The 25,574-nt window shown below is 76.3% G+C and carries 26 protein-coding genes and 1 riboswitch; of the genes, 14 read left to right on the forward strand and 12 right to left on the reverse strand.

Annotated elements, in window-relative coordinates; translation table 11 throughout:
• Positions 1-2: 2 nt before the first annotated feature.
• Together ACUN9U_RS06170 and ACUN9U_RS06175 are read right to left on the reverse strand one after the other, a co-directional pair.
• Positions 3-506 carry a hypothetical protein gene (locus ACUN9U_RS06170; RefSeq protein WP_445484052.1) on the reverse strand — a complete coding sequence of 168 codons (504 nt, stop codon included), beginning with the start codon at positions 504-506 and terminating at the stop codon, positions 3-5.
• 178 nt (positions 507-684) lie between these two features.
• Complete coding sequence (locus ACUN9U_RS06175; RefSeq protein WP_445484177.1) at positions 685-1,485, reverse strand: sulfite exporter TauE/SafE family protein; 801 nt, start codon at positions 1,483-1,485, stop codon at positions 685-687.
• A gap of 93 nt (positions 1,486-1,578) precedes the next feature.
• Here ACUN9U_RS06175 and ACUN9U_RS06180 point away from each other — a divergent pair, with 93 nt between their 5' ends.
• Positions 1,579-3,360 (forward strand): SpoIIE family protein phosphatase, encoded by a 1,782-nt coding sequence (locus ACUN9U_RS06180; protein ID WP_445484053.1) that lies wholly within the window; start codon positions 1,579-1,581, stop codon positions 3,358-3,360.
• Between the two features lie 34 nt (positions 3,361-3,394).
• On the opposite strand, the gene map is transcribed toward ACUN9U_RS06180, so the two are convergent.
• The 6 genes from map to ACUN9U_RS06210 all read right to left on the reverse strand — a co-directional run bounded on the left by map (position 3,395) and on the right by ACUN9U_RS06210 (position 8,575).
• Entirely contained in the window at positions 3,395-4,168 is a 774-nt protein-coding gene (gene map / locus ACUN9U_RS06185; protein WP_445484054.1) for a type I methionyl aminopeptidase, read from the reverse strand.
• A 35-nt stretch (positions 4,169-4,203) separates the two neighbouring features.
• The gene (locus ACUN9U_RS06190; protein ID WP_445484055.1) at positions 4,204-5,802 is read right to left on the reverse strand and encodes a cryptochrome/photolyase family protein; all 1,599 of its coding nucleotides are present in this window, start codon (positions 5,800-5,802) and stop codon (positions 4,204-4,206) included.
• A gap of 12 nt (positions 5,803-5,814) precedes the next feature.
• Positions 5,815-6,015 carry a hypothetical protein gene (locus ACUN9U_RS06195; protein WP_445484056.1) on the reverse strand — a complete coding sequence of 67 codons (201 nt, stop codon included), beginning with the start codon at positions 6,013-6,015 and terminating at the stop codon, positions 5,815-5,817.
• The gene (locus ACUN9U_RS06200; protein WP_445484057.1) at positions 6,012-7,190 is read right to left on the reverse strand and encodes an SPFH domain-containing protein; all 1,179 of its coding nucleotides are present in this window, start codon (positions 7,188-7,190) and stop codon (positions 6,012-6,014) included. The genes ACUN9U_RS06195 and ACUN9U_RS06200 overlap by 4 nt, the downstream gene beginning before the upstream one ends.
• Before the next feature lie 3 nt (positions 7,191-7,193).
• A complete protein-coding gene (locus ACUN9U_RS06205; protein ID WP_445484058.1) occupies positions 7,194-7,700 on the reverse strand; it encodes an NfeD family protein in 507 nt (168 codons plus the stop codon).
• 89 nt (positions 7,701-7,789) lie between these two features.
• Positions 7,790-8,575, reverse strand: coding sequence for an ABC transporter ATP-binding protein (locus tag ACUN9U_RS06210; RefSeq protein WP_445484059.1), 786 nt, complete (start codon positions 8,573-8,575; stop codon positions 7,790-7,792).
• Between the two features lie 34 nt (positions 8,576-8,609).
• Between ACUN9U_RS06210 and ACUN9U_RS06215 the strand changes: the two genes are divergently transcribed.
• A complete protein-coding gene (locus ACUN9U_RS06215) occupies positions 8,610-9,470 on the forward strand; it encodes a hypothetical protein (protein ID WP_445484060.1) in 861 nt (286 codons plus the stop codon).
• Positions 9,471-9,654: 184 nt separating this feature from the next.
• Here ACUN9U_RS06215 and glgA read toward each other — a convergent pair whose 3' ends face one another.
• Positions 9,655-10,917 (reverse strand): glycogen synthase, encoded by a 1,263-nt coding sequence (glgA, locus tag ACUN9U_RS06220; protein WP_445484061.1) that lies wholly within the window; start codon positions 10,915-10,917, stop codon positions 9,655-9,657.
• Positions 10,918-11,058: 141 nt separating this feature from the next.
• Here glgA and glgC point away from each other — a divergent pair, with 141 nt between their 5' ends.
• The 3 genes from glgC to ACUN9U_RS06235 are packed head-to-tail and all read left to right on the forward strand — an operon-like array spanning position 11,059 to position 14,256.
• Complete coding sequence (gene glgC, locus ACUN9U_RS06225; RefSeq protein WP_445484062.1) at positions 11,059-12,297, forward strand: glucose-1-phosphate adenylyltransferase; 1,239 nt, start codon at positions 11,059-11,061, stop codon at positions 12,295-12,297.
• An 11-nt stretch (positions 12,298-12,308) separates the two neighbouring features.
• Complete coding sequence (locus ACUN9U_RS06230; protein ID WP_445484063.1) at positions 12,309-13,598, forward strand: NAD(P)/FAD-dependent oxidoreductase; 1,290 nt, start codon at positions 12,309-12,311, stop codon at positions 13,596-13,598.
• Positions 13,599-13,647: 49 nt separating this feature from the next.
• Positions 13,648-14,256: a pentapeptide repeat-containing protein gene (locus ACUN9U_RS06235; RefSeq protein ID WP_445484064.1), complete on the forward strand. Its 609-nt coding sequence runs from the start codon at positions 13,648-13,650 to the stop codon at positions 14,254-14,256.
• Between the two features lie 56 nt (positions 14,257-14,312).
• Here ACUN9U_RS06235 and ACUN9U_RS06240 read toward each other — a convergent pair whose 3' ends face one another.
• Positions 14,313-15,062, reverse strand: coding sequence for a maleylpyruvate isomerase N-terminal domain-containing protein (locus tag ACUN9U_RS06240; protein ID WP_445484178.1), 750 nt, complete (start codon positions 15,060-15,062; stop codon positions 14,313-14,315).
• Positions 15,063-15,197: 135 nt separating this feature from the next.
• A riboswitch (SAM riboswitch) is annotated at positions 15,198-15,309 on the forward strand.
• A gap of 294 nt (positions 15,310-15,603) precedes the next feature.
• Between ACUN9U_RS06240 and ACUN9U_RS06245 the strand changes: the two genes are divergently transcribed.
• The 7 genes from ACUN9U_RS06245 to ACUN9U_RS06275 all read left to right on the forward strand — a co-directional run bounded on the left by ACUN9U_RS06245 (position 15,604) and on the right by ACUN9U_RS06275 (position 22,558).
• Positions 15,604-16,659, forward strand: coding sequence for a methionine ABC transporter ATP-binding protein (locus ACUN9U_RS06245; RefSeq protein WP_445484065.1), 1,056 nt, complete (start codon positions 15,604-15,606; stop codon positions 16,657-16,659).
• The gene (locus ACUN9U_RS06250; RefSeq protein WP_445484066.1) at positions 16,656-17,480 is read left to right on the forward strand and encodes a methionine ABC transporter permease; all 825 of its coding nucleotides are present in this window, start codon (positions 16,656-16,658) and stop codon (positions 17,478-17,480) included. Before ACUN9U_RS06245 ends, ACUN9U_RS06250 begins: the two co-directional genes overlap by 4 nt.
• The gene (locus ACUN9U_RS06255) at positions 17,467-18,393 is read left to right on the forward strand and encodes a MetQ/NlpA family ABC transporter substrate-binding protein (protein WP_445484067.1); all 927 of its coding nucleotides are present in this window, start codon (positions 17,467-17,469) and stop codon (positions 18,391-18,393) included. The genes ACUN9U_RS06250 and ACUN9U_RS06255 overlap by 14 nt, the downstream gene beginning before the upstream one ends.
• Before the next feature lie 193 nt (positions 18,394-18,586).
• A complete protein-coding gene (locus ACUN9U_RS06260) occupies positions 18,587-19,387 on the forward strand; it encodes an LLM class F420-dependent oxidoreductase (RefSeq protein ID WP_445484179.1) in 801 nt (266 codons plus the stop codon).
• A gap of 108 nt (positions 19,388-19,495) precedes the next feature.
• Positions 19,496-21,130 carry a phosphoserine phosphatase SerB gene (gene serB / locus ACUN9U_RS06265; protein WP_445484068.1) on the forward strand — a complete coding sequence of 545 codons (1,635 nt, stop codon included), beginning with the start codon at positions 19,496-19,498 and terminating at the stop codon, positions 21,128-21,130.
• A 5-nt stretch (positions 21,131-21,135) separates the two neighbouring features.
• Complete coding sequence (locus ACUN9U_RS06270) at positions 21,136-21,732, forward strand: sulfite oxidase-like oxidoreductase (RefSeq protein WP_445484180.1); 597 nt, start codon at positions 21,136-21,138, stop codon at positions 21,730-21,732.
• Positions 21,725-22,558 carry an FAD-binding oxidoreductase gene (locus ACUN9U_RS06275; RefSeq protein WP_445484069.1) on the forward strand — a complete coding sequence of 278 codons (834 nt, stop codon included), beginning with the start codon at positions 21,725-21,727 and terminating at the stop codon, positions 22,556-22,558. The genes ACUN9U_RS06270 and ACUN9U_RS06275 overlap by 8 nt, the downstream gene beginning before the upstream one ends.
• Before the next feature lie 29 nt (positions 22,559-22,587).
• Here ACUN9U_RS06275 and ACUN9U_RS06280 read toward each other — a convergent pair whose 3' ends face one another.
• On the reverse strand, positions 22,588-23,328 hold the full coding sequence (locus tag ACUN9U_RS06280; protein WP_445484070.1) for a hypothetical protein: 741 nt from the start codon (positions 23,326-23,328) through the stop codon (positions 22,588-22,590).
• Positions 23,329-23,503: 175 nt separating this feature from the next.
• Between ACUN9U_RS06280 and ACUN9U_RS06285 the strand changes: the two genes are divergently transcribed.
• Both ACUN9U_RS06285 and ACUN9U_RS06290 read left to right on the forward strand, forming a co-directional pair.
• A complete protein-coding gene (locus ACUN9U_RS06285; protein ID WP_445484071.1) occupies positions 23,504-24,580 on the forward strand; it encodes a glutathione S-transferase family protein in 1,077 nt (358 codons plus the stop codon).
• A gap of 1 nt (position 24,581) precedes the next feature.
• Positions 24,582-24,953 (forward strand): ATP-binding protein, encoded by a 372-nt coding sequence (locus tag ACUN9U_RS06290; protein WP_445484072.1) that lies wholly within the window; start codon positions 24,582-24,584, stop codon positions 24,951-24,953.
• 80 nt (positions 24,954-25,033) lie between these two features.
• Here ACUN9U_RS06290 and ACUN9U_RS06295 read toward each other — a convergent pair whose 3' ends face one another.
• Positions 25,034-25,558, reverse strand: coding sequence for a SixA phosphatase family protein (locus ACUN9U_RS06295; protein WP_445484073.1), 525 nt, complete (start codon positions 25,556-25,558; stop codon positions 25,034-25,036).
• Positions 25,559-25,574 lie beyond the last annotated feature (16 nt).

Here is a 25,574-nt window from a genome sequence, read left to right on the forward strand (position 1 = left end):
CGTCAGCGGGCGGCGTGCTCGTGGCCGAGGCCGCGGTCGGCGTCGTCCCCCTCGACGTCCCGGGCGAGCAGGCCGGAGCCGATGGCCCACACGGCCGCGCCGAGGATGCCGACGTAGACGCCGATCTGGGCCACGAGGTCGTCCCCGCGCTCCAGGCCGCCCATGGGGTTGAGGGCGAAGGCGACCGTCTGGAGGGTCGCGGCGATGCCCACGGCCATCGAGGTGAGGGTCAGGCCGCGGTGCTGGCCGCGGCGCGCGCGCTTCGCGGCGTAGGCCATCGCCAGCACCAGGCCGATGCCCAGGTAGGCGATGAAGGGGACCAGGGAGTCCGTCTCGTAGCCGGTGCGCCCGTCCGAGGCGCCGTCCCGGTCGACCCACTGGAGGAAGGGGCTGACGTTGAACAGGACGACGCCGAGGGCGGTGGTCGCCAGCCCCGCGCTCCCGGCGCGGCGGGTCAGGCGGGTGGCGCCGTCGGCGGTGCCGGTCGTGTGCTGGTGGTCGCTCATGGTGGTGCCTCATCTGCGTCGGTCACTGGGTGCGGCTGCACGCGAGCGCAGGTCCAGGACCGGGAGAGCCCCACGGGCCGTCGACCGGTGCTGTGCGCACCCAGGGTCGTCGGCGGGGTCTTCCACGCGACGCCACGACGTTACGGCTGGTCGCGGTGGTGCGCGACCCGAGAGGGGCTCACCACCAGCCGGCCTGCGAGCCCACGATGCGCAGCAGCGCCACCACCCCCAGCACGACGATGGCGGCGCGCAGGGCCGTCGGCGGCAGACGCCGCCCGTAGCGGGCACCCAGCGCACCGCCGACGAGGGAGGAGGCCGCGATGAGCGCCACCACCAGCCAGTCGACGTCCTCGGCGCCGAAGGCGACGTAGAAGGCGGCGGAGACGACGTTGACCACCAGCGTCAGCACGTTCTTCAGCCCGTTGACGCGCTGCAGCGGCTCGTCGAGCAGGCTGCCGAGCACCGCCACGAGCATGACGCCCTGCGCCGCGGTGAAGTACCCGCCGTAGACGCCGATGAGCAGCGTGGCCAGCACCGTGGTGCCGACCAGCCAGCGGGAGGCGCGCGGCGTCCCGCCCTCGGCGCCGAGCGCGGCGGCGCGGGCCTCGGCGCGGCGCCGCAGCCCGGCCTGCAGCCGGGGCTGGAGGACGACGAGCACCAGGGCGAGCACGAGCAGCACCGGCACGACCGCCTCGAAGGCGGACTCCGGCAGCTGCAGCAGCAGGACCGCGCCGACGGCGCCGCCGACCACCGAGGCGGGCAGCAGCAGCGCCAGCCGGCGGCCCTGGCCGCGCAGCTCGCGCCGGTAGCCCCACGCCCCGGACACCCCTCCGGCCACCAGCCCGATGCCGTTGCTGATGGTCGCCGCCAGGGGGGAGTACCCCAGGGCCACGAGCACCGGGAACGTGACCAGCGTGCCCGAGCCGACCACCGCGTTGATGGTGCCCGCCCACAGCCCCGCGAGCAGGACCACGGACATCTCGAGCCACGTCACGCGCCGCGACACTACGTGCTGGCGGCTGCACCCTCGGCGCGCTGGTGGGCCGTCGGTGCCCGGCACCAGACTGGGTCCGTGGTGGGGGACCCGGTCGGTGGCGGCGTCGGTGCCGGCGCGGGCCTCGGTGCCGGCGACGACGGCGGGGGCGCCGTCCGGCCGGCGCTGGCGCCGGAGCGGGCGACGGCGCTGCTGGAGGCGCTGCCCAACGGCTTCGCCCTCCTCGACGCCGAGTGGCGCTTCACGTGGGTCAACGAGGCCTCCGCGCGCCTGGCCGGCTCCACGCGGGAGGCGATGGTCGGCTCGGTGGTGTGGGACGCGCTGCCCGGTGCTCAGGGCTCCCCCGTCGAGGCTGCCTGGCGCACCGCGGTGGCCCAGCGCCGCGAGACCGTGGTGGAGGTGCAGGCCTCCCTCGACCCGCCGCTGTGGCTGGAGGTGAGGGCCTGGCCGGACGGGGAGGGCCTGGCGACGAGCACGACCGACGTCACCGCGCGCCACCTGGTCAGGGAGGTCGCCGAGCGCACCGCCCGGCGCAACGGCCTGCTGACCCGCTCCGGCGCCGAGCTCGGAGGTGCGGTGGGCGTGCGCGAGGCCAGCGAGCGGCTCGCGCACCTGGTGGTGCCGGCGCTGGCCGACTGGTGCCTGGTGAGCGAGGTCGACGGCGACGAGCAGCTGGCCCGGGGCCTGACCCGCACGGCCGGCTGGTGGCACCACGACTCCCAGCGCCTGCCGCTGGTGGCGCGCCTGGCGCAGGAGACCTCGCAGGTGCCGGGACCCGTCCCGAGCGCCGAGGGCTCGGAGGTCTCCGCGGAGCGGGCCGCCGCCCGGCACGCGCTGCAGCCGGTCCTGCAGGGCAGGCCCGTGGTGCTCACCCGCGGCGCGGGGGCGGTGCTGGAGGCGGCGGTCCGCTCCCCGGGGGCGCGCGCCGCGCTGGCCGAGCTGGCCCCCGAGTCGCTGGTGCTCGTGCCGCTGCGGGGGCGCTACGGCCTGGTGGGGCTGCTCGCGTGCTACACCGAGCGGGGGCGCCCCGCGCCGGACGCCGAGGACGTCGCCCTGGTCACCGACCTGGCGCGCCGCGGCGGGCTCGCCATCGAGGCGGCCCGGCTGCGCGACGAGCAGCAGCGCCTCGGGGAGGCGCTGCAGCGCTCGCTGCTCACCGCTCCCCCGCAGCTGCCGGGCTGCGAGGTGGCCGTGCGCTACGTGCCGGCGGCGCACAGCGCGCACGTCGGCGGCGACTGGTACGACGCCTTCGCCCAGCCCGCCGGCCCGGTGGTGCTGGTCATCGGCGACGTCGTCGGCCACGACAGCCGCGCCGCCGCCGACATGGGCCAGGTGCGCGGGGTGCTGCGCGGGCTGGGTGTGGCCGACGACCCGCGCCCGGCGGCCCTGCTGGCCAAGGTGGACTCCGCCATGGCGCGCCTGGGGCTGGACACCACGGCCACCGCGGTGGTCGCCCAGCTCGAGCGCGACGAGCGGCAGCTGGCCCGCGGCGGTGCGCTGCTGCGCTGGTGCAGCGCGGGCCACCTGCCGCCCCTGGTGGTCCCCCCCGACGGTGCGGCGCTCGTCCTGCCCGGCCGCTCCGGGCTGCTGCTGGGGATGGAGCAGCTGACCGGCGGCTCCACCCGGACCGACCAGGAGGCCGAGCTGCCCCCCGGGTCCACGCTGCTGCTGTGCACCGACGGCCTGGTCGAGCGCCGCGGCACCCCGCTCGACTCCGGCCTGGAGCAGCTGCGGGCGGCGCTGGAGGACCTGCGGGACCTGCCGCTGCAGCAGCTGTGCGACGCGCTGGTGCGCCGGCTCCTGCCGGAGCACCCCGAGGACGACGTCGCGCTGCTCGCGGTGCGGCTGCACCCCGCCTGAGCGCGGGCCAGCACCCGGCCGGCCCCCGGGGACGTCAGGCGGGCGCGAGCGTGAGCACCTCGGCGCCCTCGGGGGTGACCAGCACCGTGTGCTCGCTGTGGGCGGTGCGGCAGCCGGTGGCGCTGCGCAGCGTCCAGCCGTCCTCGTCGGTGACCAGCTCGGCGGTGTCGGCCATCACCCACGGCTCCAGGGCGAGCAGCAGCCCGGGGCGCAGGCGGTAGCCGCGCCCGGGCCTGCCGGCGTTGGCCACGTGCGGGTCCTGGTGCATCGTCGAGCCCACGCCGTGGCCGCCGAAGTCCAGGTTGACCGCGTAGCCGGCCCCGGTGAGGACCTCGCCGATGGCGTGGGAGACGTCCCCGACCCGCGCCCCGGGGCGCACGGCCGCGACGGCCGCCGCGAGCGCCCGCTCGGTGGCGCCGATGAGCGCGGCGTCCTGCGCGGTGGGCTGCTCGCCCACGACGAAGCTGATCGCGGCGTCGGCCACCACGCCGCGCAGGGAGAGCGCGAGGTCGAGGGAGAGCAGGTCGCCGTCGGCGAGCGCCCTGTCGTGCGGGAGGCCGTGCAGCACGGCGTCGTTGACGGAGGTGCACAGGTGGTGGCCGAAGGGGCCGCGCCCGAAGGAGGGGGCGTAGTCGACGTAGCAGGAGGTCGCGCCGGCCTCGGCCTGCAGCTCCCGGGTGCGGGCGTCGAGCTCGAGCAGGTTGGTGCCCGCCCTGGTGGTCGAGCGCAGGTCGGCGAGGATGCGGCCGACCAGCGCGCCGGCGGCGCGGGCGTGCGGGAGCTGGGCGTCGTGCAGGACCTCGATCACGTGGCCATCATCCCGGGGACGCCGGCCGGTGCGCCTCAGGGGGCGCTGGAGCCGCGGTCGGCCTCCTGGGCCACCACGGCGTCGGCGTCCCGCAGGCGGTGCAGCCCGCTCACGGCGCGCGAGGTGCGCGGGTTGGCGGCCAGCCGCTCCTCGTGGCGCGCCGCGAACGCCCAGTACCCGCCGGTGAAGGGGCAGGCGTCCTCCCCCAGCCGCTTCTTCGGGTCGTAGGGGCAGCGCCCGCAGTAGTCGGACATCTTGTCGATGTAGGCACCGCCGGACCAGTACGGCTTGGTGGCCATCATCCCGCCGTCGGCGTGCTGGCTCATGCCCACCACGTTCGCGGCCATGACCCACGCGTAGCCGTCCACGAAGCGGGTCTGGAACCAGCTGGTCATCTCCTGCGGGCTCCAGCCGCGCGCCAGCGCGTAACCGCCGAGCACCATGAGCCGGGGGATGTGGTGCACCCACCCCTCCTCGCGGACCTGGCCGAGGACGTCGGACAGGCACGCCGCGCGCACCTCCCCCCGCGCGTCGAGGTCGGCGAACCACTCGGGCACCGGCTCGGTGGCGCCGAGCTCGTTGAGCGCGCCGTACTCCTCCCCGAAGTGCCAGTACAGGTGCCAGACCCACTCGCGCCAGCCCACGACCTGGCGCACGAAGCCCTCCGTGCTGGCCAGGCGCGCACCGTGCTCGCGGTGGCGCGCCTCGGCGCGCTGCACCACCTCCAGGGGGTGGACCAGCCCGAGGTTCAGCGGCACCGACATCAGCGAGTGCGCCATCCAGCGGTCCTGCGCCAGCATCGCGTCCTCGTAGGTGCCGAAGGCCTCCAGCCGGTGCTCGAGGAAGTCGACCAGCACGTGCAGCGCCTCGCGCCGCGTCACCGCGAAGCGGCGCGGCCCGTCCTCGCCCACGAAGCGGACGCCCTCGTCCCGCTCCATCCGGTCGAGGTCCTCGCGCACCTGCGCGTCGACCTCGTCCTCGCGCGGCCACCACGGCTCGGGCACCCCGGCGGCCTCCTGCAGCGTGCCGCCGCCCGGCGCGGGCTCGCGGTTCTCGTGGTCGTAGTTCCGCCTCCCGCCCAGCGGCTCGCCGTCGGCCTCGAGCAGCAGGTGGTGGTGGCGGCGCACCTCGCGGTAGAAGTCCTCCATCAGCAGCCGCTTCTGGCCCGGCTGGCCGCGGCGCCCGGCCCAGTGGGCGAACTCCTCCTGCGTCACCGCCCAGCCGCGGGCGGGCAGCACCTGCAGCGGCAGGCGGGCCGAGGCGCCGCTGCGCTCGACGTCGTCGTCGTGCTGGCCCGACAGCGACCTCACGAAGCGGCGGGCGGCGTAGGAGGTGGGGTCGCTCACCGACAGGCCGGCCGCGCGCTCGCCCTCGGTGAGCTGCTCAGCGGCCAGCGCGAGCCCCTCGCGGTAGGTGCCGGCGCGCACGTGCACCGCTCGGTCGCCCAGCTCGGCGGCGCGGTGGCGCACCGCCGAGAGGACCAGGTGGGCCTTGCGGCGGTGGACCGTGCGGCGCGCGAACACCCGCGTGGACTCCACCAGCACCGCCCGCTGGTCGGGGTGGTCCAGGAAGTGCGGGCCCAGCTGGTCGGCGAAGAGCCAGCGGACGGTCTGCGGTGCGCGCTGCTCCGACACCGTCCCAGCCGATCAGAGGAGGACCAGCACCGCCAGCCCGAAGGCCCAGCACGCCAGGACCACACCCACCAGGCCCACCAGCGCGCTCGCGCCGACGAGGCCGGCGGCCAGCGCACCGCTGGCCAGCGCCGGCACCTGCGCGCCGGACGCCGCGGCGGTGCGCCCGGCGCGCAGGCCGGCCACCAGCAGCGCCACTAAGACCAGCGGGTTCACCGCTCGCCCTCACCGGCGGCCGGCGGCGGCGGGGCCTGCTCGCCCTGCGGGGCCTGCGTGGCACCGGCGGGCCGCGCGGCGGCGGGCGCTGCGGAGGGGGCTGCGGAGCCGCGCGTCTCCGGCGTGCTGCGCTCGGCCTCGCGGGTGGCCGCTCCGGCCTCCTCGCGGGCGGCGCGCAGCGCGTCGTGCGGGTCCTGCAGCTGGGTGTCGCTGAAGGCGTCGACCCCCGGCTCACCGACCGCGCGCTCGCGCCGGGGACGCACCTGGGCCGCCCAGCCCGGGTCCGGGGCGCCGTCGCGCCCGCCGAGCGCGGAGCCGATGCCGCGCAGGGCCTCGGTGAGCTCGGCCGGGATGACCCACGTCGTGTTTCCCTGGCCCTCGGCCAGCTTGGGCAGGGTCTGCAGGTACATGTAGGCGAGCAGGCCGGGGTCGGGGTCGCCGCGGTGGATGGCGTCGAAGACCTGGGTGATGGCCCGGGCGTCGCCCTGGGCCTTGAGGATCGCGGCCTGGGCGGCGCCCTCGGCGCGCAGCACGGCCGACTGCTTCTCGCCCTCGGCGGTGAGGATCTGGCTCTGCTTGGAGCCCTCGGCCGTGAGGATGGCCGCGCGCCGGTTCCGCTCGGCGCGCATCTGCTGCTCCATGGAGTCCTGCACGGACGCCGGCGGGTCGATGGCCTTGAGCTCGACGCGGTTGACGCGGATGCCCCAGCGGCCGGTGGCCTCGTCGAGCACGCCGCGCAGCTGGCCGTTGATCTGGTCGCGGCTGGTGAGCGTCTGCTCCAGGTCCAGGGAGCCGATGACGTTGCGCAGCGTGGTGACGGTCAGCTGCTCGATGCCCTGGATGTAGTTGGCGATCTCGTAGACCGCCGCCCGGGGGTCGGTCGGCTGGAAGTAGATGACGGTGTCGATGTTCACCACGAGGTTGTCCGAGGTGATCACCGGCTGCGGCGGGAAGGTGACCACCTGCTCGCGCAGGTCCACGCGGGCGCGGACCCTGTCGATGAAGGGGACCAGCACGTGCAGGCCCGCCTCCAGCGTCCGCGAGTAGCGGCCCAGGCGCTCGATGATGAGCGAGGAGGCCTGCGGCACGATCCTCACGGCCCTCACCACGGTGATGACCACGAAGACCAGCAGCAGGACGAGGACGACGGTCAGCAGGAAGCTCGTGGGGTCCACGGGTCAGCCCTCCGGGGTGCGCGGTGCCCCCGGCGCGGAGCCGGTGGCGGGGTCTGCGGGCGGTGCGGGTGCAGCGGCCGGTGGTGGTGCGGCGACCACCGCGGTGGCGCCGTCGATGGCGACCACGCGGACGGCGGCGCCCACGGGGAAGGTCGCGCCGGGGTCCTCCGAGCGCGCCGACCACTCCTCGCCGGCGAGCTTGACGCGACCGCCGGTCTCGGTGACCTCGGCGACCACCCGCGCCGGGCGGCCGACGTTCGCGGCGGCGCCGGTGGCGGTGAAGCGGCCCTCCACCTTGAAGCGCTTCACGAGCACCGGTCTCACCACGGCCAGGCCCACGAGGGAGACGACGCTGGCCGTGATCGCCTGCACGGTGAAGTCACCGCCGAGCAGGGCGGCCAGCGCGCCCGCGAGGGCGCCCACCACGAGGGTGCCGAAGACCAGGTTGAGGGCGAAGACCTCGAGCCCGGCCAGCACGAAGGCCCCGATCACCCACCACAGCGCGGCCATGCCCCGACCCTAGGCGGACGCGGTGACGCGCAGCGAGCGGATGTCACCCGTGCCGCCCTCCGGTGTGTCGGGTCTCACCCGCTCGCGCGTCAGCCGATGGCGCGGGCGGTGAAGCGCTGCCCGACCCGCTCCACGGCCAGCGGCAGCCCGAAGGCGGTGGACAGCGGCCCGTCGCGCAGCACCTCGCCCACCGGCCCGGCGGCGACCACCTTGCCGCCGCGCAGGAGCAGCGCGTGGGTGGTGCCCACCGGCACCTCCTCGACGTGGTGGGTCACCAGCACGCTGGTGGGCGCCGCGGGGTCGGCGGCGAAGCGCGCCAGGCGGCGCAGCAGGTCCTCCCGGGCTCCCAGGTCGAGGCCGGCGGCCGGCTCGTCGAGCAGCAGCAGCTCCGGGTCGGTCATGAGCGCCCGGGCGATGAGCACCCGGCCGCGCTCGCCGCTGGACAGGGTCCCGAAACGGCGGTCGCGCAGGGCGTGCACGCCCATCACCGACAGCAGCGCGCCGGCGCGGGCGTGGTCGGCGGTGTCGTACTGCTCGCGCCAGCGGCCGACCACCCCGTAGGCGGCGGTGACGACGACGTCGCGCACGCGCTCGGAGCGCGAGACCTGCTCGGAGAGGTTCCCGCTGGCCAGCCCGATGCGCGGGCGCAGCTCGAAGACGTCCACGCGACCCAGCTGCTCGCCGAGCACGCGGACGGTGCCGCGCGTGGGGTGCATCCGGGTGGCGGCGATCTGCAGCAGCGTCGTCTTGCCCGCGCCGTTGGGACCCAGGACCACCCACCGCTCGCCCTCGCCGACGCGCCAGTCGACCGCCGAGACGAGCTCGGAGCCTCCTCGCACGACCGTGACCTGCTCCATCGCGAGGACCTCCACCACGGCGCCGACCCTAGTCGGCGCCTACGGTGTCCCGGTGCTCCACCTCCCGCGCTCGGCGCGCCTCGCCGCCTGGGGCAGCGCCGTCCTCGCCGGCCGCGTCGCGCCCGACGCCGCCGTCGCCGCCGTGACCGGCCACGACGAGCCGCACGCCGTGACCGCCGACGACGCCGCGCAGGGGCTGGCCCTGCCCGAGACCGGGTCCGGATCCAGTTCCGGCTCCGGGGAGCCCGCCGGGCTGCGGGCGCTGCTGGCGGGGCTGGCCGCCGCCGGCGCCAGCGGCCTTCGCGTGGCGCTGCCCGCCCCCGGCGACCCCTCCGGGCTGCCCGGCCCGGCGGGCTTCACCGCCGAGGCGGTCGAGGCCGGTGAGGCCGTGCTCGTCGAGGGTGAGCTCCTGCTCGCCCACGGCGTCGGCCGGGTCGGGCTGGTGCCCGAGGTGACGTGGTTCGGCTCGGCGTGGGAGCCGGGCGCCGAGGTGACCTGGGTGCTGTCCCCGACGTGGTCGCCGAGGGCGCCGGACGGCACCACGCTGGCCGACGCCGACAGGTCCCTGCGCGCCGGGCTGGCCGAGGCGACGCGCGTGCTGGCCGGGCTGGACGTGGCCCGCTGGCGCGAGGACGCCGCCGAGCGGATCACCGCCGTCCGCGAGGGCGCGCTCGCCACCGCCGAGCTGCCGCCGGGCTGCCCGGACCGCGCGGTGCGCGTGGTGGCCTCGGCGGCGCGCGTGCGCGCCATCGTGGAGCTGGCCAGCGAGGACGACGGCGCCGCCGTCTCCAGCAGCGAGGCGCTCGCGCGGGCGCGCTCGCTGCGCGAGGTCGACGGGGTCGCCCGCCGGGCCCTGGCCGTGGCCGTCAACGCCGCGGCCGTGGAGCTGTCCGGCGCCGCGCCGCAGCGCTAGCCCCTCCCGCGCTCCCCTCTGCGCACCCTCCGCGGAGGGCGCGACTCCGACGGCGCTCCTTCTCGCACTTGCCGCGGAAAGTGCGACTCCGACGGGGGTCCTTCTCGCAGTTGCCGCGGAAAGTGCGACTCCGACGGGGGTCCTCCTCGCACTTTCCGCGGAAAGTGCGAGGAGGGGGCAGGTGCTAGCCCGCGAGCGCGGCCCGGTAGACGGCCAGCGTCCGCTCGCCGATGGCCTCCCAGCCGAACTCGGCCACCGCCCGCCGCCGCCCCGCCTCACCGCGGCGGCGCGCCTCGGCGGGGTCGGAGGTGGCGGCGGCCAGCGCGGCGGCGAGGTCGGCCTCGAAGCGGGCGGGGTCGGTGGGCCGCCCGGTGCCGTCCTGCACCTGGTCGATGGGCACCAGCCAGCCGGTCTCGCCGTCGGCGACCACCTCGGGGATGCCCCCCGTGGCGCTGGCGACCACCGCCGCGCCGCACGCCATCGCCTCGAGGTTGACGATGCCCAGGGGCTCGTACACCGACGGGCAGACGAAGACCGTGGCCGCCGAGAGCAGCCTGATGACGTCCGTGCGCGGCAGCATCCTGTCGATGAGGACGACGCCGGAGCGGGTGGCCCTGAGGTCGGCCACGAGCCCGGCCACCTCGGCGGCGATCTCCGGGGTGTCGGGGGCGCCGGCGGCGAGCACCAGCTGCACCTCGGGCGGCAGCTGCGCGGCGGCGCGCAGCAGGTGCGGCAGCCCCTTCTGCCGCGTGGTCCGGCCCACGAAGACGACGCTCGGCCGGTCGGGGTCCACCCCGAGCGCCCGCACGGCGTCGTGGGCCTCGGGCGAGTCGTCGCGGCTCCACGCCTCGGCGTCGATGCCGTTGTGGACCACGTGCACGCGCTCGGGGTCGAGGGCGGGGTAGCAGCGCAGGATGTCGGCGCGCATGCCCGCCGAGACGGCGATGACGGCGGCGGCGCCCTCGTAGGCGGTCTTCTCCGCCCAGCTGCTCAGCGCGTACCCGCCGCCCAGCTGCTCGGCCTTCCAGGGGCGCAGCGGCTCCAGGGAGTGGGCGGTCACCACGTGCGGCACGCCGGCCAGCAGGCCCGAGACGTGCCCGGCGAGGTTGGCGTACCAGGTGTGGGAGTGCACCAGGTCGACCCGGGCGGTGCTGTCCGCCGTCCCGTCGGCGCTGGTCACCGCGGCGGCCATCGACAGGTCGACGCCCAGCACGCGCAGCGCCGCGTTGGCCCCGCTCAGCTCGGCGAGCTCGGCGTGGCTCGTCGTCCCCGGCTCGTCGCGCTCGCCCTCGGCCAGGCCCCAGGCGCGCACGCGCACGTCGAGCGGGTCGCCCCCGGGCCCGTCGGGGTGCAGCCGGCGCAGCACCCGCACCAGCTCGGCCACGTGCACCCCGGCCCCGCCGTAGATGTCCGGCGGGTACTCGCGGGTGAGGACGTCGACGCGCATGGGCGGAACCTAGACCCTGGGCGCACCCGGGCGCCCCTGCGCGGGCGCGGCCCCCCTGCTGCGCGGGTTGCCGCCGGCTGCGGCCCGCGGGTCGGGTGACCTGCGTGTGCACGCCGTGACCAGCGCACTAGGGTCATCGGCATGGCACCGAAGGTGATGGCCATCGTCCTGGCCGGCGGCGAGGGGAAGCGGCTGATGCCGCTGACCGCGGACCGCGCGAAGCCGGCCGTCCCCTTCGGCGGGACGTACCGGCTGGTGGACTTCGCCCTGTCCAACCTCGTCAACTCGCGCTACCTCAAGTCGGTGGTGCTGACGCAGTACAAGAGCCACAGCCTGGACCGCCACATCACCATGACGTGGCGCATGTCCACCATGCTCGGCAACTACGTGACGCCGGTCCCCGCGCAGCAGCGGCGCGGCCCGCACTGGTACCTGGGCAGCGCCGACGCGATCTACCAGAACCTCAACCTCATCAACGACGAGCGGCCCGACATCGTCGTGGTCGTCGGCGCCGACAACATCTACCGGATGGACTTCTCGGCCATGGTCGAGAGCCACGTCTCCTCGGGCGCCGCGGCGACCGTGGCGGCCATCCGCCAGCCGATCGCCCTGGCCGACCAGTTCGGCGTCATCGACGTCGACCCCTCCGACCGGCGCAGGATCCGCGCGTTCCTGGAGAAGCCGAAGGACCCCGAGGGGCTGCCGGACTCCCCCGGGGAGGTGCTGGCCTCGATGGGCAACTACGTCTTCGACGCCAAGGCGCTCACCGAGGCCGTCACCAAGGACGCGGTGCGCGAGGGCTCCCGCCACGACATGGGCGGCGACATCGTCCCGTGGTTCGTGGAGCAGGGACGCGCCGGCGTGTACGACTTCAAGGACAACGACGTGCCCGGCTCCACCCCGCGCGACAAGGACTACTGGCGCGACGTGGGGACCCTGGACAGCTACTACGAGGCCCACATGGACCTCATCTCGGTGCACCCGGTCTTCAACCTCTACAACTACGAGTGGCCGATCTACAGCCAGCAGCCGCCGCTGCCGCCGGCCAAGTTCGTGCACGGCTGGCAGGGCCGCATCGGGCACGCGATCAACTCCGTGGTCGGGCCGGGCTCGGTGGTCTCCGGCGCGCTCGTGGAGGACTCGGTGCTCGCCGCCGGCGTGAACGTGCACTCGTGGGCCTCGGTCGACAGGTCGGTGCTCATGGACGGCGTGGAGGTCGGCCGCCACGCGGTGGTGCGCCGGGCGATCCTCGACAAGAACGTCGAGGTCCCCGAGGGCGCGACCGTCGGGGTCGACCCCGAGCGCGACAGGGCCCGCGGGTTCACCGTGACCGAGTCGGGCATCACCATCGTCGGCAAGCACCAGGTGGTGCAGCCCTGACCACCCGTCCCGTGACCAGGGACACCCCCGGCACCCCCGGCTGGGACGCCGACCCCCGCGTCGCGTCCTGGCCCGGGCTGGCGCCGCTCGACGGCGACACCGCTGCCGACGCGTGCGTCGTCGGGCTGGGCGGCTCCGGCCTGGCGGCGGTGGAGGAGCTGGCCTCGCGCGGGCTGACCGTGGTCGGCGTGGACACCGGCCGCGTCGCCGCCGGCGCCGCCGGCCGCAACGGGGGGCTGCTCCTGGGCGGGACGGCGCCGTTCTTCCACGACGCCGTCCGGGACTGGGGCGCCGCGCCCGCGCGGTGGCTCTACGAGCAGACGCTCGCCGAGCTGGAGCACCTCCTTGAGGTGCTGCCCGCCGGCGTCGTCCGCCGCGCCGGCTCGCTGCGCCTGGCCGGCGGGGTGGGGGTGGACGACGACGAGCGCGCCCGGGAGCTGGCCGACTGCGCCGCGCAGGCCGCCGCCCTGCGAGAGCACGGCATCGCCGTCGAGGAGGTCTCCGGCGCCTTCGGGCAGGGCCTGCTCCTGCCCGACGACGCGCAGGCCAACCCTGTGGTGCGCCACCTCGGGGTGCTCGCGCACGTGCAGCGCGAGCCCGGCGCGCGGGTGCGGCTGCACGAGGGCACGCGCGTGCAGCGGGTCTCCCCCGGCCTGGTGGAGACCGACCGCGGCGCGGTGCGCGCGGCGGTCGTGCTGGTGGCCGTGGACGGGCGCCTCGACGTCCTGCTGCCCCAGCTGGGCGGCCCGGACCCGGTGGTGCGCACCGCGCGGCTGCAGATGCTGGCGACCGCTCCCCTGACCGGCGACGACGTCGCGCGGGTCCGCGAGCGCGTGCCCTGCGGCGTGTACGAGCGGTGGGGGTACGACTACGCCCAGCTCGACGACGGCGCTCCCGGCCGAGGAGGCGCGCGGCTGCTGGTCGGCGGTGGGCGCGACGTCGACAGGGAGGCCGAGTGGACCACGTCCACCGACCCGACCCCTGCGGTGCAGGCGCACGTGCAGCGGGTGGCCGAGCGGCTGCTGGGGAGAGCGCTGCGCGGCGGCGAGGTCGCGCACCGCTGGGGCGCGTCCGTCGGCTACACCGCGGAGCACGCCCAGGGGCGGGCGCTGTGCGGGCTCGTGGACGAGGGGGCCGGCGGGCGGGTCGCCGCCGTGGGCGGGTACAGCGGGACGGGCAACCTGGTGGGCCCCGTCGCGGCGCGCGCCGCGGTGCGGCTCCTCCTCGACGGCGAGCAGCCGCCGTCCTGCTTCACCTCCCCCACCGACGCCGTCGGTGCCGTCCGTGATCATGGGCGGTAGGCCACCTCGACGCCCGGGGCCGACGCCGCCGCGCGCACCCGACGTCGTCTTGCCCGACCTCGACGTCGCCGACCGCTCGGTGCTCCTGTCGGGCCGGTGGGACTGCGCCCTCGTCGACGGCGCGGAGCTGGCGCACGCGCGGCTGGAGGGGCTGCTCGTGCTGGAGAGCTCCGTGGAGGACGCCGTGCTCGACGGTGCGCTGCTCGCCGGGGCGCGCGTCACGGGCAGCCGGTGGGAGCGCGTGTCGGCGGTCGCGGCCGACGCCGCGCGCACCCAGTGGGCCGACGACGAGGTGGCCGACGCGCGGCTGTCGGCGCTGCGGCTGGTCGGGGCGCGCCTGGACCGGGTGGTGCTGCGGCGCTGCCGGCTCGACGGTGCGGTGCTGCGCGACGCGCAGCTCACCGACGTGGTGCTGGACGGCTGCGACCTGCGCGGCGCGGACCTCACCGGAGCCCAGCTGCGGCGGGTGTCGTTCGCGGGCAGCGACCTCACCGACGCCGACCTGGCTGGGGCGCGCTGCGAGGACGTCGACCTGCGCGGTGCGACCCTGGAGGGGCTGCGCGGCGCCGACGGGCTGCGCGGCTGCGCCGTCGACGCGGTGCAGCTGGTGGGCCTGGCGCCCTCGCTGGCCGCGCACGTCGGCCTGCGCCTCCTCTGACCGACAGCCCCGCTGCCGGCGCTCTCCCGCGCCGGTGCCGGTCGGGACGTGGGGCCTCAGGGGGTGAGGGCGCCGGACAGCAGCCGCGCTGCGGCGTCGCGGCTGCCCGCCAGCGCCAACCGGCCGGTCGCCAGCTCGGCGTCGAGGGTGGTGCGCCCCCACACCAGGAGCAGCAGCGCCGGTGCGGGGCCGCGCAGCTCCGCGGCTGGCTGAGGAGCGCCCGCACCGCCGAGCAGGCTGCGGCCGGACGGGCTCTCGAGCGCCAGCGCCCCCGGCAGCGCCGGGGTGCGTCCCAGGCGCACCTGCCGCGGGAGCATGACGTCGGCGACCTCCGCCACACCGTCCGCGGCGACGTCCTCCCCCAGCCACGTCGCCGGGTCGGGAGCAGCGGCGAGGCCGGCGGCCGCGAGCGCGGACTCGGCGTCCCAGCGGTGCAGGGCGGTCTCGTGCGCCTGGCGCCGCGCCCAGAAGGCGGCCGTCGCGGGCGCCTCGGCGGCGGCGAACGTCCAGCAGGGCGCCGCCGGAGACAGCGAGGCCAGCGCCGCCACGAGCTCTCCGGCTCCGACGGCGAACCACGCGGGCACGGCGTCGTCGTCCGGCGGTCCTGACGGCTCGCCACCGGGAGAGCCGTCGGGGGCCGTGCCCAGTGCTGCCCGCGCCCAGCGGTGCACCCCTCCGGTGTGGCGCGCGAGGTCGGCCAGCGTCCACCCCGGGCAACCGGGGACGACGACGGCGAGGCCCTCCGGCCGCAGGGCCGCGGCGAGCCGCCCGGCCTCCCGCTCGACCAGGTCCGCGGCGCGCGCCATCTCCACACGCGGACGCTAGCGGCCCAGGCGGTGCCCGCGGCACACCCGGCCCCGACAGCGGACGCCGAGGTCCCGCCACGCTGGTCGTGACACAGCGTTGACTCTCGGGCGACCGACCCGCTACGGTCCTGCCAAGGTCATGAGCGCCAGCGCCAAGCCCCGGCTCGCTGGCCGGCAACCCTGCTCGTCATGGGGTGCTCCGGGTGAAGACCAGGTCCGTGCCCACCGGCACGGGCAAGGACGACTCAGAGGAGCCGACGTGCTGACGCACGCCCCCACCAGCGGCGACTGTCGCTGGCGACGCGCCTGACCGCAGCCCGCTGACACGGCCGGCCCTCGGCCCCAGCGCACGCACCGCTGACCGCTCGTCCCTGCTCGGAGCGTCGGCAGCGGTCGCTGCCCCGCGCGTCGCACCTCTCCGCGCCGCTCCCCCGGCGCCCCCCCACCCACTGCTCGCGCTCACTGTGCGTGACCGCCGAGCGGCGATGCCCCCTGCCCGGAACGCCCCACCCACCACCTTGGAGGCCACGGTGATCGAGCCGTGATCGAGCTCAGGTCGCTCACCAAGACCTACGGCGAGGGCCAGCACGCCACCACCGTGCTGGACTCCCTCGACCTCACGGTCTCCCCCGGCGAGATCACCGCCGTCGTCGGCCCGTCCGGCGCCGGCAAGTCCACGCTCGCCGCCTGCACCACGCTGCTGGAGCGCCCGACCTCGGGCTCCGTGCTCGTCGGCGGGCGCGACCTCACCGCCCTGTCCGAGCGCGACCTGCGCGAGGCCCGTCGCGGCATCGGCACCGTGTTCCAGGCCGACGGCCTGCTGACACGCCGCACCGCCGCACAGAACGTCGAGCTGCCGCTCAAGCACCTCGGCGTGGTGCCTGCGCAGCGCAGAGCGCGGGTCGCCGAGCTGCTGGAGCGCGTCGGCCTGGCCGACAAGGCCCACCGCCACCCGCACGAGCTGTCCGGCGGCCAGCGCCAGCGCGTGGGCATCGCCCGCGCCCTCGCGCTGCGGCCGAGCGTGCTGCTCTCCGACGAGGCCACCTCCGGCCTGGACCCGCAGGCCACGGCGAGCATCGTCGCGCTGCTCAAGGAGCTGCGCGACGACCTGCAGCTGGCCGTCCTGTTCATCACCCACGAGATGGACACCGTCGTCGCGGTGGCCGACACGGTCGCCCGGCTCGACCACGGCCGCATCGTCGAGCACGGCGCCCTGGTGGACCTGCTCCACACCCCGGCGTCCCCGCTCGGCCGGGAGCTGCTGCCGCGGCGCGCGCACGCGGGCGCCACCGAGGAGGGCCGGCAGCGGTCGGTGTGGGTGGTCAGCCACGCCGGCACCCGCGTCCCGACCGACTGGCTGGTCCGCGCCTCCCGCGCCCTCGGCACCGACCTCGAGCTGCTGGGCGCGTCGCTGAGCACCGTGGCCGGGGTGGCCGTCGGCCACGCCGTCGTCGGCGCCCCGGCGCACCTGGACGACGACGACGTCGAGGCCGCTCTCGTCGGCCTCGGGCTCCACGCCCAGCGCGAGGCCTCCGACGCCGCCGACCAGCGCGCCGCTGCCCAGACGCTCGGGCAGGCCCTGGAGGTCGTCGCATGAGCGCCGTGCTCCTCTCCCCCGTGCTTGCTGCCACGAGCACCGACCTGACCTGGGCGGAGATCCCCGCCCTGGTCCTGCCGGCCCTCGGTGACACGCTGGTGATGGTCGGCGTGACGATGGCGGTCGTCGTCGTCCTCGGGGTGCCGCTGGGCGTCGCGCTCGACGCGCTGGGCCCCGGCGGGCTCACCCCTCGGCCCGTCCTGCACCGGGTGCTGTCGGCGGTGGTGAGCGTGGGCAGGTCGCTGCCGTTCCTCATCCTCATGGCGGCGCTGGTGCCGTTCACGCGGTTCGTCACCGGCACCAACATCGGCATCCCCGCCGCGGTGGTGCCCATGGCGCTGGCCGGGACTGCGTTCTTCAGCCGCATCGTGGAGAACTCGCTGCGCTCGGTGCCGCCGTCGCTGGTCCGCGTGGCCCGCGCCTCGGGTGCCTCACCGCTGCAGGTGCTCACCAGCGTCAAGCTCTCCGAGGCCGTCCCCTCGATCCTCGGCGGCCTGACGATCAACACCATCGCGATGATCGAGTACTCGGCCATCGCGGGGACCATCGGCGCCGGCGGCATCGGCTACGTGGCCGTCACCTACGGCTACCAGCGCTTCGACCACAACGTGATGATCACGACGATCGTCGTGCTGGTGGCCCTGGTCGCCGCCGTCCAGGCCCTCGGCGACGCCGCCGTGCGCGCCACCACCCCGCACTCGCGCCGCCGCCTCCCGCGCCAGCGCAGCTCCACCGGCGCGGCGCCCCCGCCGTCGTCGTCCTCCACCACCCCCACCAGCGCCAGCACGTCCCCGAAGGAGCTCTCCGATGTCCACCACTGAGACCCGCCCCAGCACCGGCGGCACCGGCAGCCCCGACGGCCACGGCTTCGAGGTCCGCAAGCGCACACGGTGGCCGTGGATCGCCGGTGGCGCCGTCGCGGTGCTCGCGGTGGCCAGCGCCGTCGTCGTCCCCCGCCTCGGCGGCACCGAGACCGCGAACACCACGCCCGGCGCCACGCTGTACGTGGCCACCGCCGAGGGCAACGCCCGCGAGCAGGCGCTCATCGAGTACATCGCGAAGGACGTCGCCCCCGAGCACGGCATCACGGTCGCCTTCAAGGCGCTGGCGGACTCCAACACCATCAACCGCGCCGTGAGTGACGGCGAGGTGGCCGGCACCATCTACCAGCACGAGCTGTGGCTGGGCCAGGTGCTGGAGGCCAACCCCGACTTCGAGGAGGAGGCCGCCACGCCGGTCTTCCGCTGGGGCTTCGGGCTCTGGTCGGCCAAGTGGAAGACGCCCCAGGAGATCCCCCAGGGCGGCACCGTCTCGCTGTACTCCGACCCCGCCAACGAGGCGCAGGGCCTGTACGTGCTGCAGGAGGCCGGCCTCATCACCCTCAGGGACGGCGTCGACGTCGGCTCGGCCACCGTCGACGACATCGCGTCCAACCCGAAGGACCTGCAGTTCACCCTCCTCGACTTCGGCGCTCAGAGCCGGGCCCTGCCCGACCTCGACGCCGCGGTCGGCTACACCGAGTACTACCTCGCGGCCAAGGTCCCGCTCGAGCAGCAGATCTTCGCGCCGGTGGCACCCGACGAGTTCGCCGGTCAGCTGACCATCGGCTCCACGTGGAAGGACGAGCCCAACATCAAGGCCCTCGTCGAGACCTTCCAGGACCCGAAGGTGCAGGAGTTCCTCGCGAACGACCCGTCCGTGAAGGGCGTGCTGCTGCCGCTGGACGCCAGCTGATCGGTCCTCGGCCGACCGCTTCCAGAGCTGGCCCTTGCCTCCCGTGATGAGACGCACCAGGAGGTAAGGGCCAACTCTGGAAGCTCCCCCGACCCCGCAGGGGTGGGCCCGCGCCCTGCAGGTGCTTAGGGTCACGGGTGTGAGCGAGCAGACTCCCGAGCCCACCCCCATCGACACCGACGTCGTCGGCGCTCTGCGCGAGCGCTACCCCGTCCGCATCGGCGTCCAGGTCCAGCCGCAGCACTCCGACTACGCCGGCATCCGCCGCACCGTGGCCGCCGTGGAGGAGGCCGGCGTGGACGTCGCCTTCAACTGGGACCACTTCTACCCGCTGTACGGCGAGCCCGAGGGCCTGCACTTCGAGTGCTGGAGCCTGCTCGCCGCCTGGGCGGAGGCCACCGAGCGCGTCGAGATCGGTGCGCTGGTGACCTGCAACAGCTACCGCAACCCCGAGCTGCTGGCCGACATGGCCCGCACGGTCGACCACATCTCCGCCAAGGGCGGGCAGGGCCGGCTCATCCTCGGCATCGGCTCGGGCTGGTTCGAGAAGGACTACGACGAGTACGGCTACGAGTTCGGCACCGCCGGCGGCCGCCTCGACGCCCTCGGCGAGGCCCTTCCCCGCATCGAGGCCCGCTTCGGCAAGCTCAACCCCGCGCCCACGCGGCACATCCCGGTGCTCATCGGCGGTGGCGGCGAGAAGAAGACGCTGCGCATGGTCGGCGAGCACGCCGACGCGTGGCACTCCTTCGGAGACGCCGAGACCTTCACCCGCAAGAGCGGCATCCTCGACCGCTGGGCGCGCGAGGCCGGCCGCCAGCCGGTGGACGTCGAGCGCAGCATCGGCGTCGAGGGCACCGCCGACCCGGCCGAGCAGGGCGAGGAGCTGCTGCGCCGCGGCGCGACGCTGTTCACCATCGGCGCCGGCGGCCCCGACTACGACTTCGGCCGCCTGCGCGACTGGCTCGCCTGGCGCGACGAGAAGAACGCCTGACCACGACCCCGTCCGTGATCATGGGCGATCGGCCACCTCACCCTCGCGCTGCTCACCACCTGCGGCTCGGCCGGCCCTGAGCACGACGACGGCGACGCCGCCGCCGAGGTGGAGCGGGCGCTGCGCGCCGCCGCCGCCCCGCTCGGCCTGGAGGTGACCACCGCCGCCGGCGGCAGCGGTGACGCCGCCGGCGCCGTCGTCCCCAGCGGGCCCCGCTCCCACATCGCGGTGCTGGCAGCGCCGCTGCGTCCCGAGCAGCTCGCAGCGGTCGCCGGCACCGTCGCCGACGCCGGCGCGTCCATCGACGCCGTCCGCAGCCTGGCCACCGCCACGCCCGACCACCCGGTCACCTGCCTCGAGCTCGACGTGCGCGGCGGGGACCCGGCCGCGCTGCGCCGGGAGCTCGCCGCCGTGGCCGCGAGCGCCGGCGTCGACGTCGCGGTCTCCCCCGCGGGGCTGGTGCGCCACGGGCGGCGCCTGGTGGTCCTCGACGTCGACTCCACGCTCATCCAGGACGAGGTCATCGAGCTCATCGCCGCGCACGCCGGCCCGGACGCCCAGCGCGCCGTGGCCGAGGTGACCGAGCGGGCGATGCGCGGCGAGCTCGACTTCGCCGCGTCCCTGCACGAGCGCGTGCGGGCCCTGGCCGGGCTCGACGCGCGGGTGCTGGCCGACGTGCGGGCCTCCGTGCGGCTCACCCCGGGGGCTGAGGTGCTGTGCTCGGTGCTGCAGCGCCTGGGCTTCGTCATGGCGCTGGTCTCCGGCGGGTTCGCGGAGGTGGTCGAGCCGCTGGCCGCGAGCCTGGGCATCGCCCGGGTGCGCGCCAACCGCCTGGAGGTCGTGGACGGCAGGCTGACCGGGCGCGTGGTGGGCGACGTCGTCGACAGGGCCGGCAAGGCGACCGCGCTGCGGGAGTTCGCCCGGGCCGAGGGGCTGGAGCTGGAGCGCACGGTGGCCGTCGGCGACGGCGCCAACGACCTCGACATGATCGCCGCCGCCGGGCTGGGCGTGGCGTTCAACGCCAAGCCGCTGGTGCGCGAGCAGGCCGACACCTCCCTGACCACGCCCTACCTCGACAGCGTGCTGCACCTGCTCGGCATCAGCCGGGAGGAGGCCGACGAGGTGCGCCGCTCCCGCGAGCAGGACGCCGGGCTGCTCGGGGCGGTGGCGCTGCGCCCGCTGCGCCGCGAGGACCTGCCGCTGCTGGGCCGCTGGCTCGACGAGCCCCGGGTGGCCCGCTGGTGGCCCGACGCGCACACCCCCGAGGACCTCGAGCGCGACTACGGCCCCGGCATCGACGGCACCGACCCCATCTCCCTGGCCCTGGCGCTGACCGCGGGCGGCCGGCCCTTCGGCTTCGTGCAGACCTACCGCTACGACGACGAGCCCGCCAGCCGCGCCGAGCTCGAGGCCCTGCTGCCCGTGCCTCCCGGGGCGCTGGGCGTCGACTACCTCATCGGCGAGCCCGACCTGCAGGGCCGGGGCCTGGGCGCCGCGGTCGTCGCGGCGGCCGTCGCCGAGGGCTTCGTGCGCCACCCCGACGCCCCCGAGGTGCTCGTGGCGGTGGCGGCGGGCAACCGCGCCTCGTGGCGGGCGCTGGAGAAGGCCGGCTTCGAGCGGGCGGCCCAGGGCGAGATGACCCCGGACAACCCCGTGGACAGCCGCGACCACGTCGTCTACCGCCTGCGGCGGGGCGCGGGCGCCTCGACGGATGCGCCCGCGCCTGCTGGGATGGGCGCGTGAGCGCGATGAGCCAGGGCTTCACCGGCCGGCGCGGGCGCGACCCCCGCCTCCCCCCGGGCCAGTACGACGTCGGCGGCTCCTTCCCGGTGCTGACCGCCGAGGCCACCCCGAACGTCAGCGCCGCCACGTGGACCTTCCGCGTGGACGGCGAGGTCGCCGCCCCCCGCACGTGGACGTGGGACGACGTCCACGCCCTGCCCCCGTCCACCTACGAGGGCGACATCCACTGCGTGACCACCTGGAGCAAGCTCGGCACGAGCTTCACCGGGGTCAGCCTCGACGCGCTCCTGGCGCAGGTCGAGGTGCTGCCGTCCGCCACCCACGTGCTGGCCTGGAGCAGCAGCGGGTACACCACGAACCTGCCGCTGGCCGACGTCACCGGGGGGAAGGCGTGGCTGGTGTGGGAGCACGAGGGCCGGCCGCTGCCCACCGAGCACGGCGGGCCGGTCCGGATGCTCGTGCCCCACCTGTACTTCTGGAAGTCGACCAAGTGGGTCGCCGGCCTGCGCCTGCTCGACCACGACGAGCCCGGCTTCTGGGAGCGCAACGGCTACCACGAGCGCGGCGAGCCGTGGGCCGAGCAGCGGTACGCCGGTGACTGAGCCTGCCGGCGGGCTGCCGGCGCTGCCCGACCTCCCAGCGCTGCCGGCGCTGCCGCAGCTCGACTCCCCGCGCCGCCGGGTCCCGCCCACGGGGGCGAAGCGCTCGTGGCAGACGGGGACCGTGCTCGAGGTCCGCCGGGAGACGCCGCACGCCGCGACCTACCGGGTGCAGCTTGAGCAGTGGCAGCCGCACCTGCCGGGGCAGAACTACCTCGTGCGCCTCACCGCGCCCGACGGGTACCGCGCGCAGCGCTCCTACAGCGTCGCCAGCCCCCCGGAGGACGCCGGCGTGGTGGAGCTGACCGTCGACAGGCTCCCGGACGGGGAGGTGTCGGGCTACCTGCACGACCACGTCTCCGCCGGCGACCCCATGGAGGTCCGCGGCCCCTTCGGCGGCTGGTTCGTCTGGCGCGGCGACCGGCCGGCGCTGCTCGTGGGCGGCGGTTCGGGCCTGGTGCCGCTGGCGTGCGTCCTGAGGTCGCGGGCGGCGCGCGCCGCGGCGGGGCGCGAGAGCGCTCCGGTGCACCTGGTGGCCGCGGCGCGCACCCGCGCGGAGCTGTTCTACGCCGAGGAGCTGGCCGGTCGCTTCGCCGAGGACACCACCGTGGTCCTCTCCCGCGAGGACGACGCCGTGAGCGGCCGCCGCGCCGGCCGGCTGCGCGCCGAGGACGTGCTCCCGGCCGCCGAGCACCTGGGCGCGCTGCGCGGCGAGGCCGACGTCTTCCTGTGCGGCTCCACGCCGTTCACCACCGCCGCCGAGCAGCTGCTCCAGGAGGTCGGCGTGCCCGCGGAGGCGATCCGCGTGGAGCGCTTCGGCCCCTCCTGAGGGCGACCGCCTGCTGCGGCCCTCCGGCGTCAGCGGGCGCCGGTCAGGGCCACCGCCGCCGTCCACGCCTGCGCGGAGACCGGGACCGCCGGGGCTGCCGCGTGGCGCCGCGCGACGCCCACCAGGTCGGCGAGCAGCGCGCGCAGGCGCTCGTCCACGTCGGCGCGGCCGGTGTCGGCCAGCGCTGCCACGGCCAGCGCGAGCAGCTGCGGGGCGCTGCGCCGCGCGAACTCGCGGGAGCGCGCGCCGCGGCGCCCGCGCCGGCGCGGGCGGTTCTCCTCCACGAAGGCCCGCGCCCACCGCTGCGCCCCCGGAGCGCGGCGCAGCGCCGCCTCCGTCTCGGGCTCCAGGTCGGACTCCTCGCGCCCGTCGAGCTCGGCCAGCACCCCGTCGCACGTCAGCACCGCCACGGCGAGCACCCGCTGGCGCGGCTCGGCCGCCACCGGCAGCGCGTGCGCCGCGGCAGCGCGCACCAGGCGGGGCGCCAGGTGCGGGTCGTCGCTGGTCAGGCCGACCACCTCGGGCACGAGCACGCCCAGGCGCGCCCGGGCGGCGTCGCTGGTGCGGTCGTTGACGCAGCGGGCCGCCGCGGCCAGCAGCGGGTCGGTGCAGGCGGGGTGGTCGCTCCAGCGCTCCCCGGCCAGGTAGGAGGCCATCTCCATGAAGCAGGCACCCGCCCGGGGGCTGCGGTGCCGGCCCGCGGACAGGACGGGCAGGACGTCGGGGGCCGCGGCGTGCGGCGCAGGACCTGGCAGCGCACCCGTGCTCACGGGCCACCTCCGCGCTCGGGGGTCGGGTCTCCATGGTGCACCCGGTGGGCGCCGGTGCCCAGTGCTGGGACGCGCCGGCCGCCCGTGGCCGCCACACGCCGCCCGGCTGGAGCGGTGCCCCCGGCCGGGTGCCGCTCGCAGAGCGCCGGGCGACGCCCGCACCTATCGTCGGCCCGTGAGCAGCAGCGCCGTCGACGAGCACGCCGAGCACTCCACCCCGGGCGTCTACTCGAAGCCCGGCCAGGAGTTCACCCGCGACACCCGCTACATCACCGACCGCGTGGTGCGCGACACCTCCGGCGGCGGCGACCAGGACGGCGCGCAGCTGTGGCCGGTGGAGGCGGGCCGCTACCGGCTGGTGGCGGCCCGGGCGTGCCCGTGGGCCAACCGCGCCATCATCGTGCGCCGCCTGCTCGGCCTGGAGGACGCGATCTCCCTGGCGCTGTGCGGGCCGGTGCACGACGAGCGCAGCTGGACCTTCGACCTCGACGAGGGCGGCCGGGACCCGGTGCTCGGCTACGAGCGCCTGCAGGAGGCGTACTTCGCCCGCTTCCCGGACTACCCGCGCGGCATCACGGTGCCCGCCCTCGTCGACGTCCCCTCGAGGGCCGTGGTCACCAACGACTTCGCGCAGATGACGCTGGACCTGTCCACCGAGTGGACCGAGCACCACCGCGAGGGCGCCCCCGACCTCTACCCCGAGCACCTGCGGGACGAGATGCACGAGGTGATGCGCCTCGTCTACACCGAGGTCAACAACGGCGTCTACCGCGCCGGCTTCGCCGGTTCCCAGGAGGCCTACGAGTCCGCCTACGACCGGCTGTTCACCGCCCTCGACACCCTCGAGGAGCGGCTGAGCACGCAGCGCTACCTCGTCGGGGACACCATCACCGAGGCCGACGTGCGCCTGTTCACCACCCTCGCGCGGTTCGACGCCGTCTACCACGGCCACTTCAAGTGCAACCGCAGCAAGCTGTCCGAGATGCCGGCGCTGTGGGCGTACGCCCGCGACCTGTTCACCACGCCCGGCTTCGGGGACACCACCGACTTCACCCAGATCAAGGCGCACTACTACCGGGTGCACCGCGACATCAACCCCTCCGGCATCGTCCCGGCGGGTCCGGACCTGTCGGGGTGGCTGGAGCCGCACCACCGCGAGCAGCTCGGCGGCCGCCCCTTCGGCGACGGCACGCCGCCGCCGCCGGTGCGCCCGCAGGAGCGCGTGCCGGGCTCGGCCACGCCCCTGGGCTGACGTGGCGCTGCGCCGCACCCTGGCGCTCGCGCCCGAGCCGGCGTCCGCGCGCCTCGGACGGCGCGCCGCGACCTCGCTGATGGCCGAGGTCGGGGCGCGCCCCGACCTGGTCGACGCCGTGGTGCTGGTCGTGTCCGAGCTGGTCACCAACGCCGTCCGGCACGCCCCCGGCTCCGTGGAGCTGCTGCTCGAGGCCGACGCGACCACCGCGTCGGTGGGCGTGCGGGACACCTCGGCCGCGCGCCCGCAGCTGGTCGACGCCTACGACGGCGGCGGCAGGGGCATGCTCGTCGTGACGGCGCTGGCGGTGCGCTGGCACGTGGAGGAGGTCCCCGGCGGCAAGGTCGTCTGGGCCCACCTGCGCGCCGCCTGACGGTCCCGCGCCCGCCCCTCGGGGTGGCCGACGCCCATGATCACAGTGATCATGGGCGATCGGCCACCCCGGGTGGCGCGTCAGGGGGTGTGGAGGTCGACCAGGCGCGCCGCGCCCCGGCGCAGGTCCGCCCAGGGACCGTCCAGCGCGAGGACGACGGCGGATCCGGTGCCCACGCCGGCCCGCACCTGCGCCACGAGCTGCCCGTCCGAGCCCTCGCCGGCCAGCGCCGACGCCGCGCCGGAGAGGACCGGCTCGTGCCCCACGAGCAGCAGGACCCCCACCTCCTCGGGGGTGGCGGCCACCAGGTGCACCAGCGCCTGGGAGGAGGTGTCGTACAGGGCGGGCTCCTCGCGGACCGTGCCCGGGTGCAGCGCGGGCGCCATCGCCGCCCACGTCTGCGCGGTGCGCGCCGCCGAGGAGACCAGCACGAGGTCGGGCGCGGCGAGGCCGCGCCCGGCCAGCCAGGCGGCCGTGGAGGCCGCCTGGTCGGCGCCGCGCGCCGCGAGCTCGCGGGAGTGGTCGGTGCCGTCGGCGGAGTCCGCGACGGCCTTGCCGTGCCGCACGAGCACCAGCCGGTGGGGCACCGGGCCGCCTGCGCTCACGCCGGGCCCACGGGCC

Source organism: Quadrisphaera sp. KR29, from assembly GCF_052644995.1.

Excerpts from the sequence above, each read along its gene's own strand:
- ACUN9U_RS06170 (WP_445484052.1), bottom strand. The coding sequence starts at position 506 with ATGAGCGACCACCAGCACACGACCGGCACCGCCGACGGCGCCACCCGC.
- ACUN9U_RS06175 (WP_445484177.1), bottom strand. The coding sequence starts at position 1,485 with ATGTCCGTGGTCCTGCTCGCGGGGCTGTGGGCGGGCACCATCAACGCG.
- ACUN9U_RS06205 (WP_445484058.1), bottom strand. The coding sequence starts at position 7,700 with ATGGCCGCGCTGTGGTGGGTGATCGGGGCCTTCGTGCTGGCCGGGCTC.
- glgA (WP_445484061.1), bottom strand. The coding sequence starts at position 10,917 with ATGCGCGTCGACGTCCTCACCCGCGAGTACCCGCCGGACATCTACGGC.
- glgC (WP_445484062.1), top strand. The coding sequence starts at position 11,059 with ATGGCACCGAAGGTGATGGCCATCGTCCTGGCCGGCGGCGAGGGGAAG.
- ACUN9U_RS06240 (WP_445484178.1), bottom strand. The coding sequence starts at position 15,062 with ATGGCGCGCGCCGCGGACCTGGTCGAGCGGGAGGCCGGGCGGCTCGCC.
- ACUN9U_RS06250 (WP_445484066.1), top strand. The coding sequence starts at position 16,656 with ATGAGCGCCGTGCTCCTCTCCCCCGTGCTTGCTGCCACGAGCACCGAC.
- ACUN9U_RS06255 (WP_445484067.1), top strand. The coding sequence starts at position 17,467 with ATGTCCACCACTGAGACCCGCCCCAGCACCGGCGGCACCGGCAGCCCC.
- ACUN9U_RS06270 (WP_445484180.1), top strand. The coding sequence starts at position 21,136 with ATGAGCCAGGGCTTCACCGGCCGGCGCGGGCGCGACCCCCGCCTCCCC.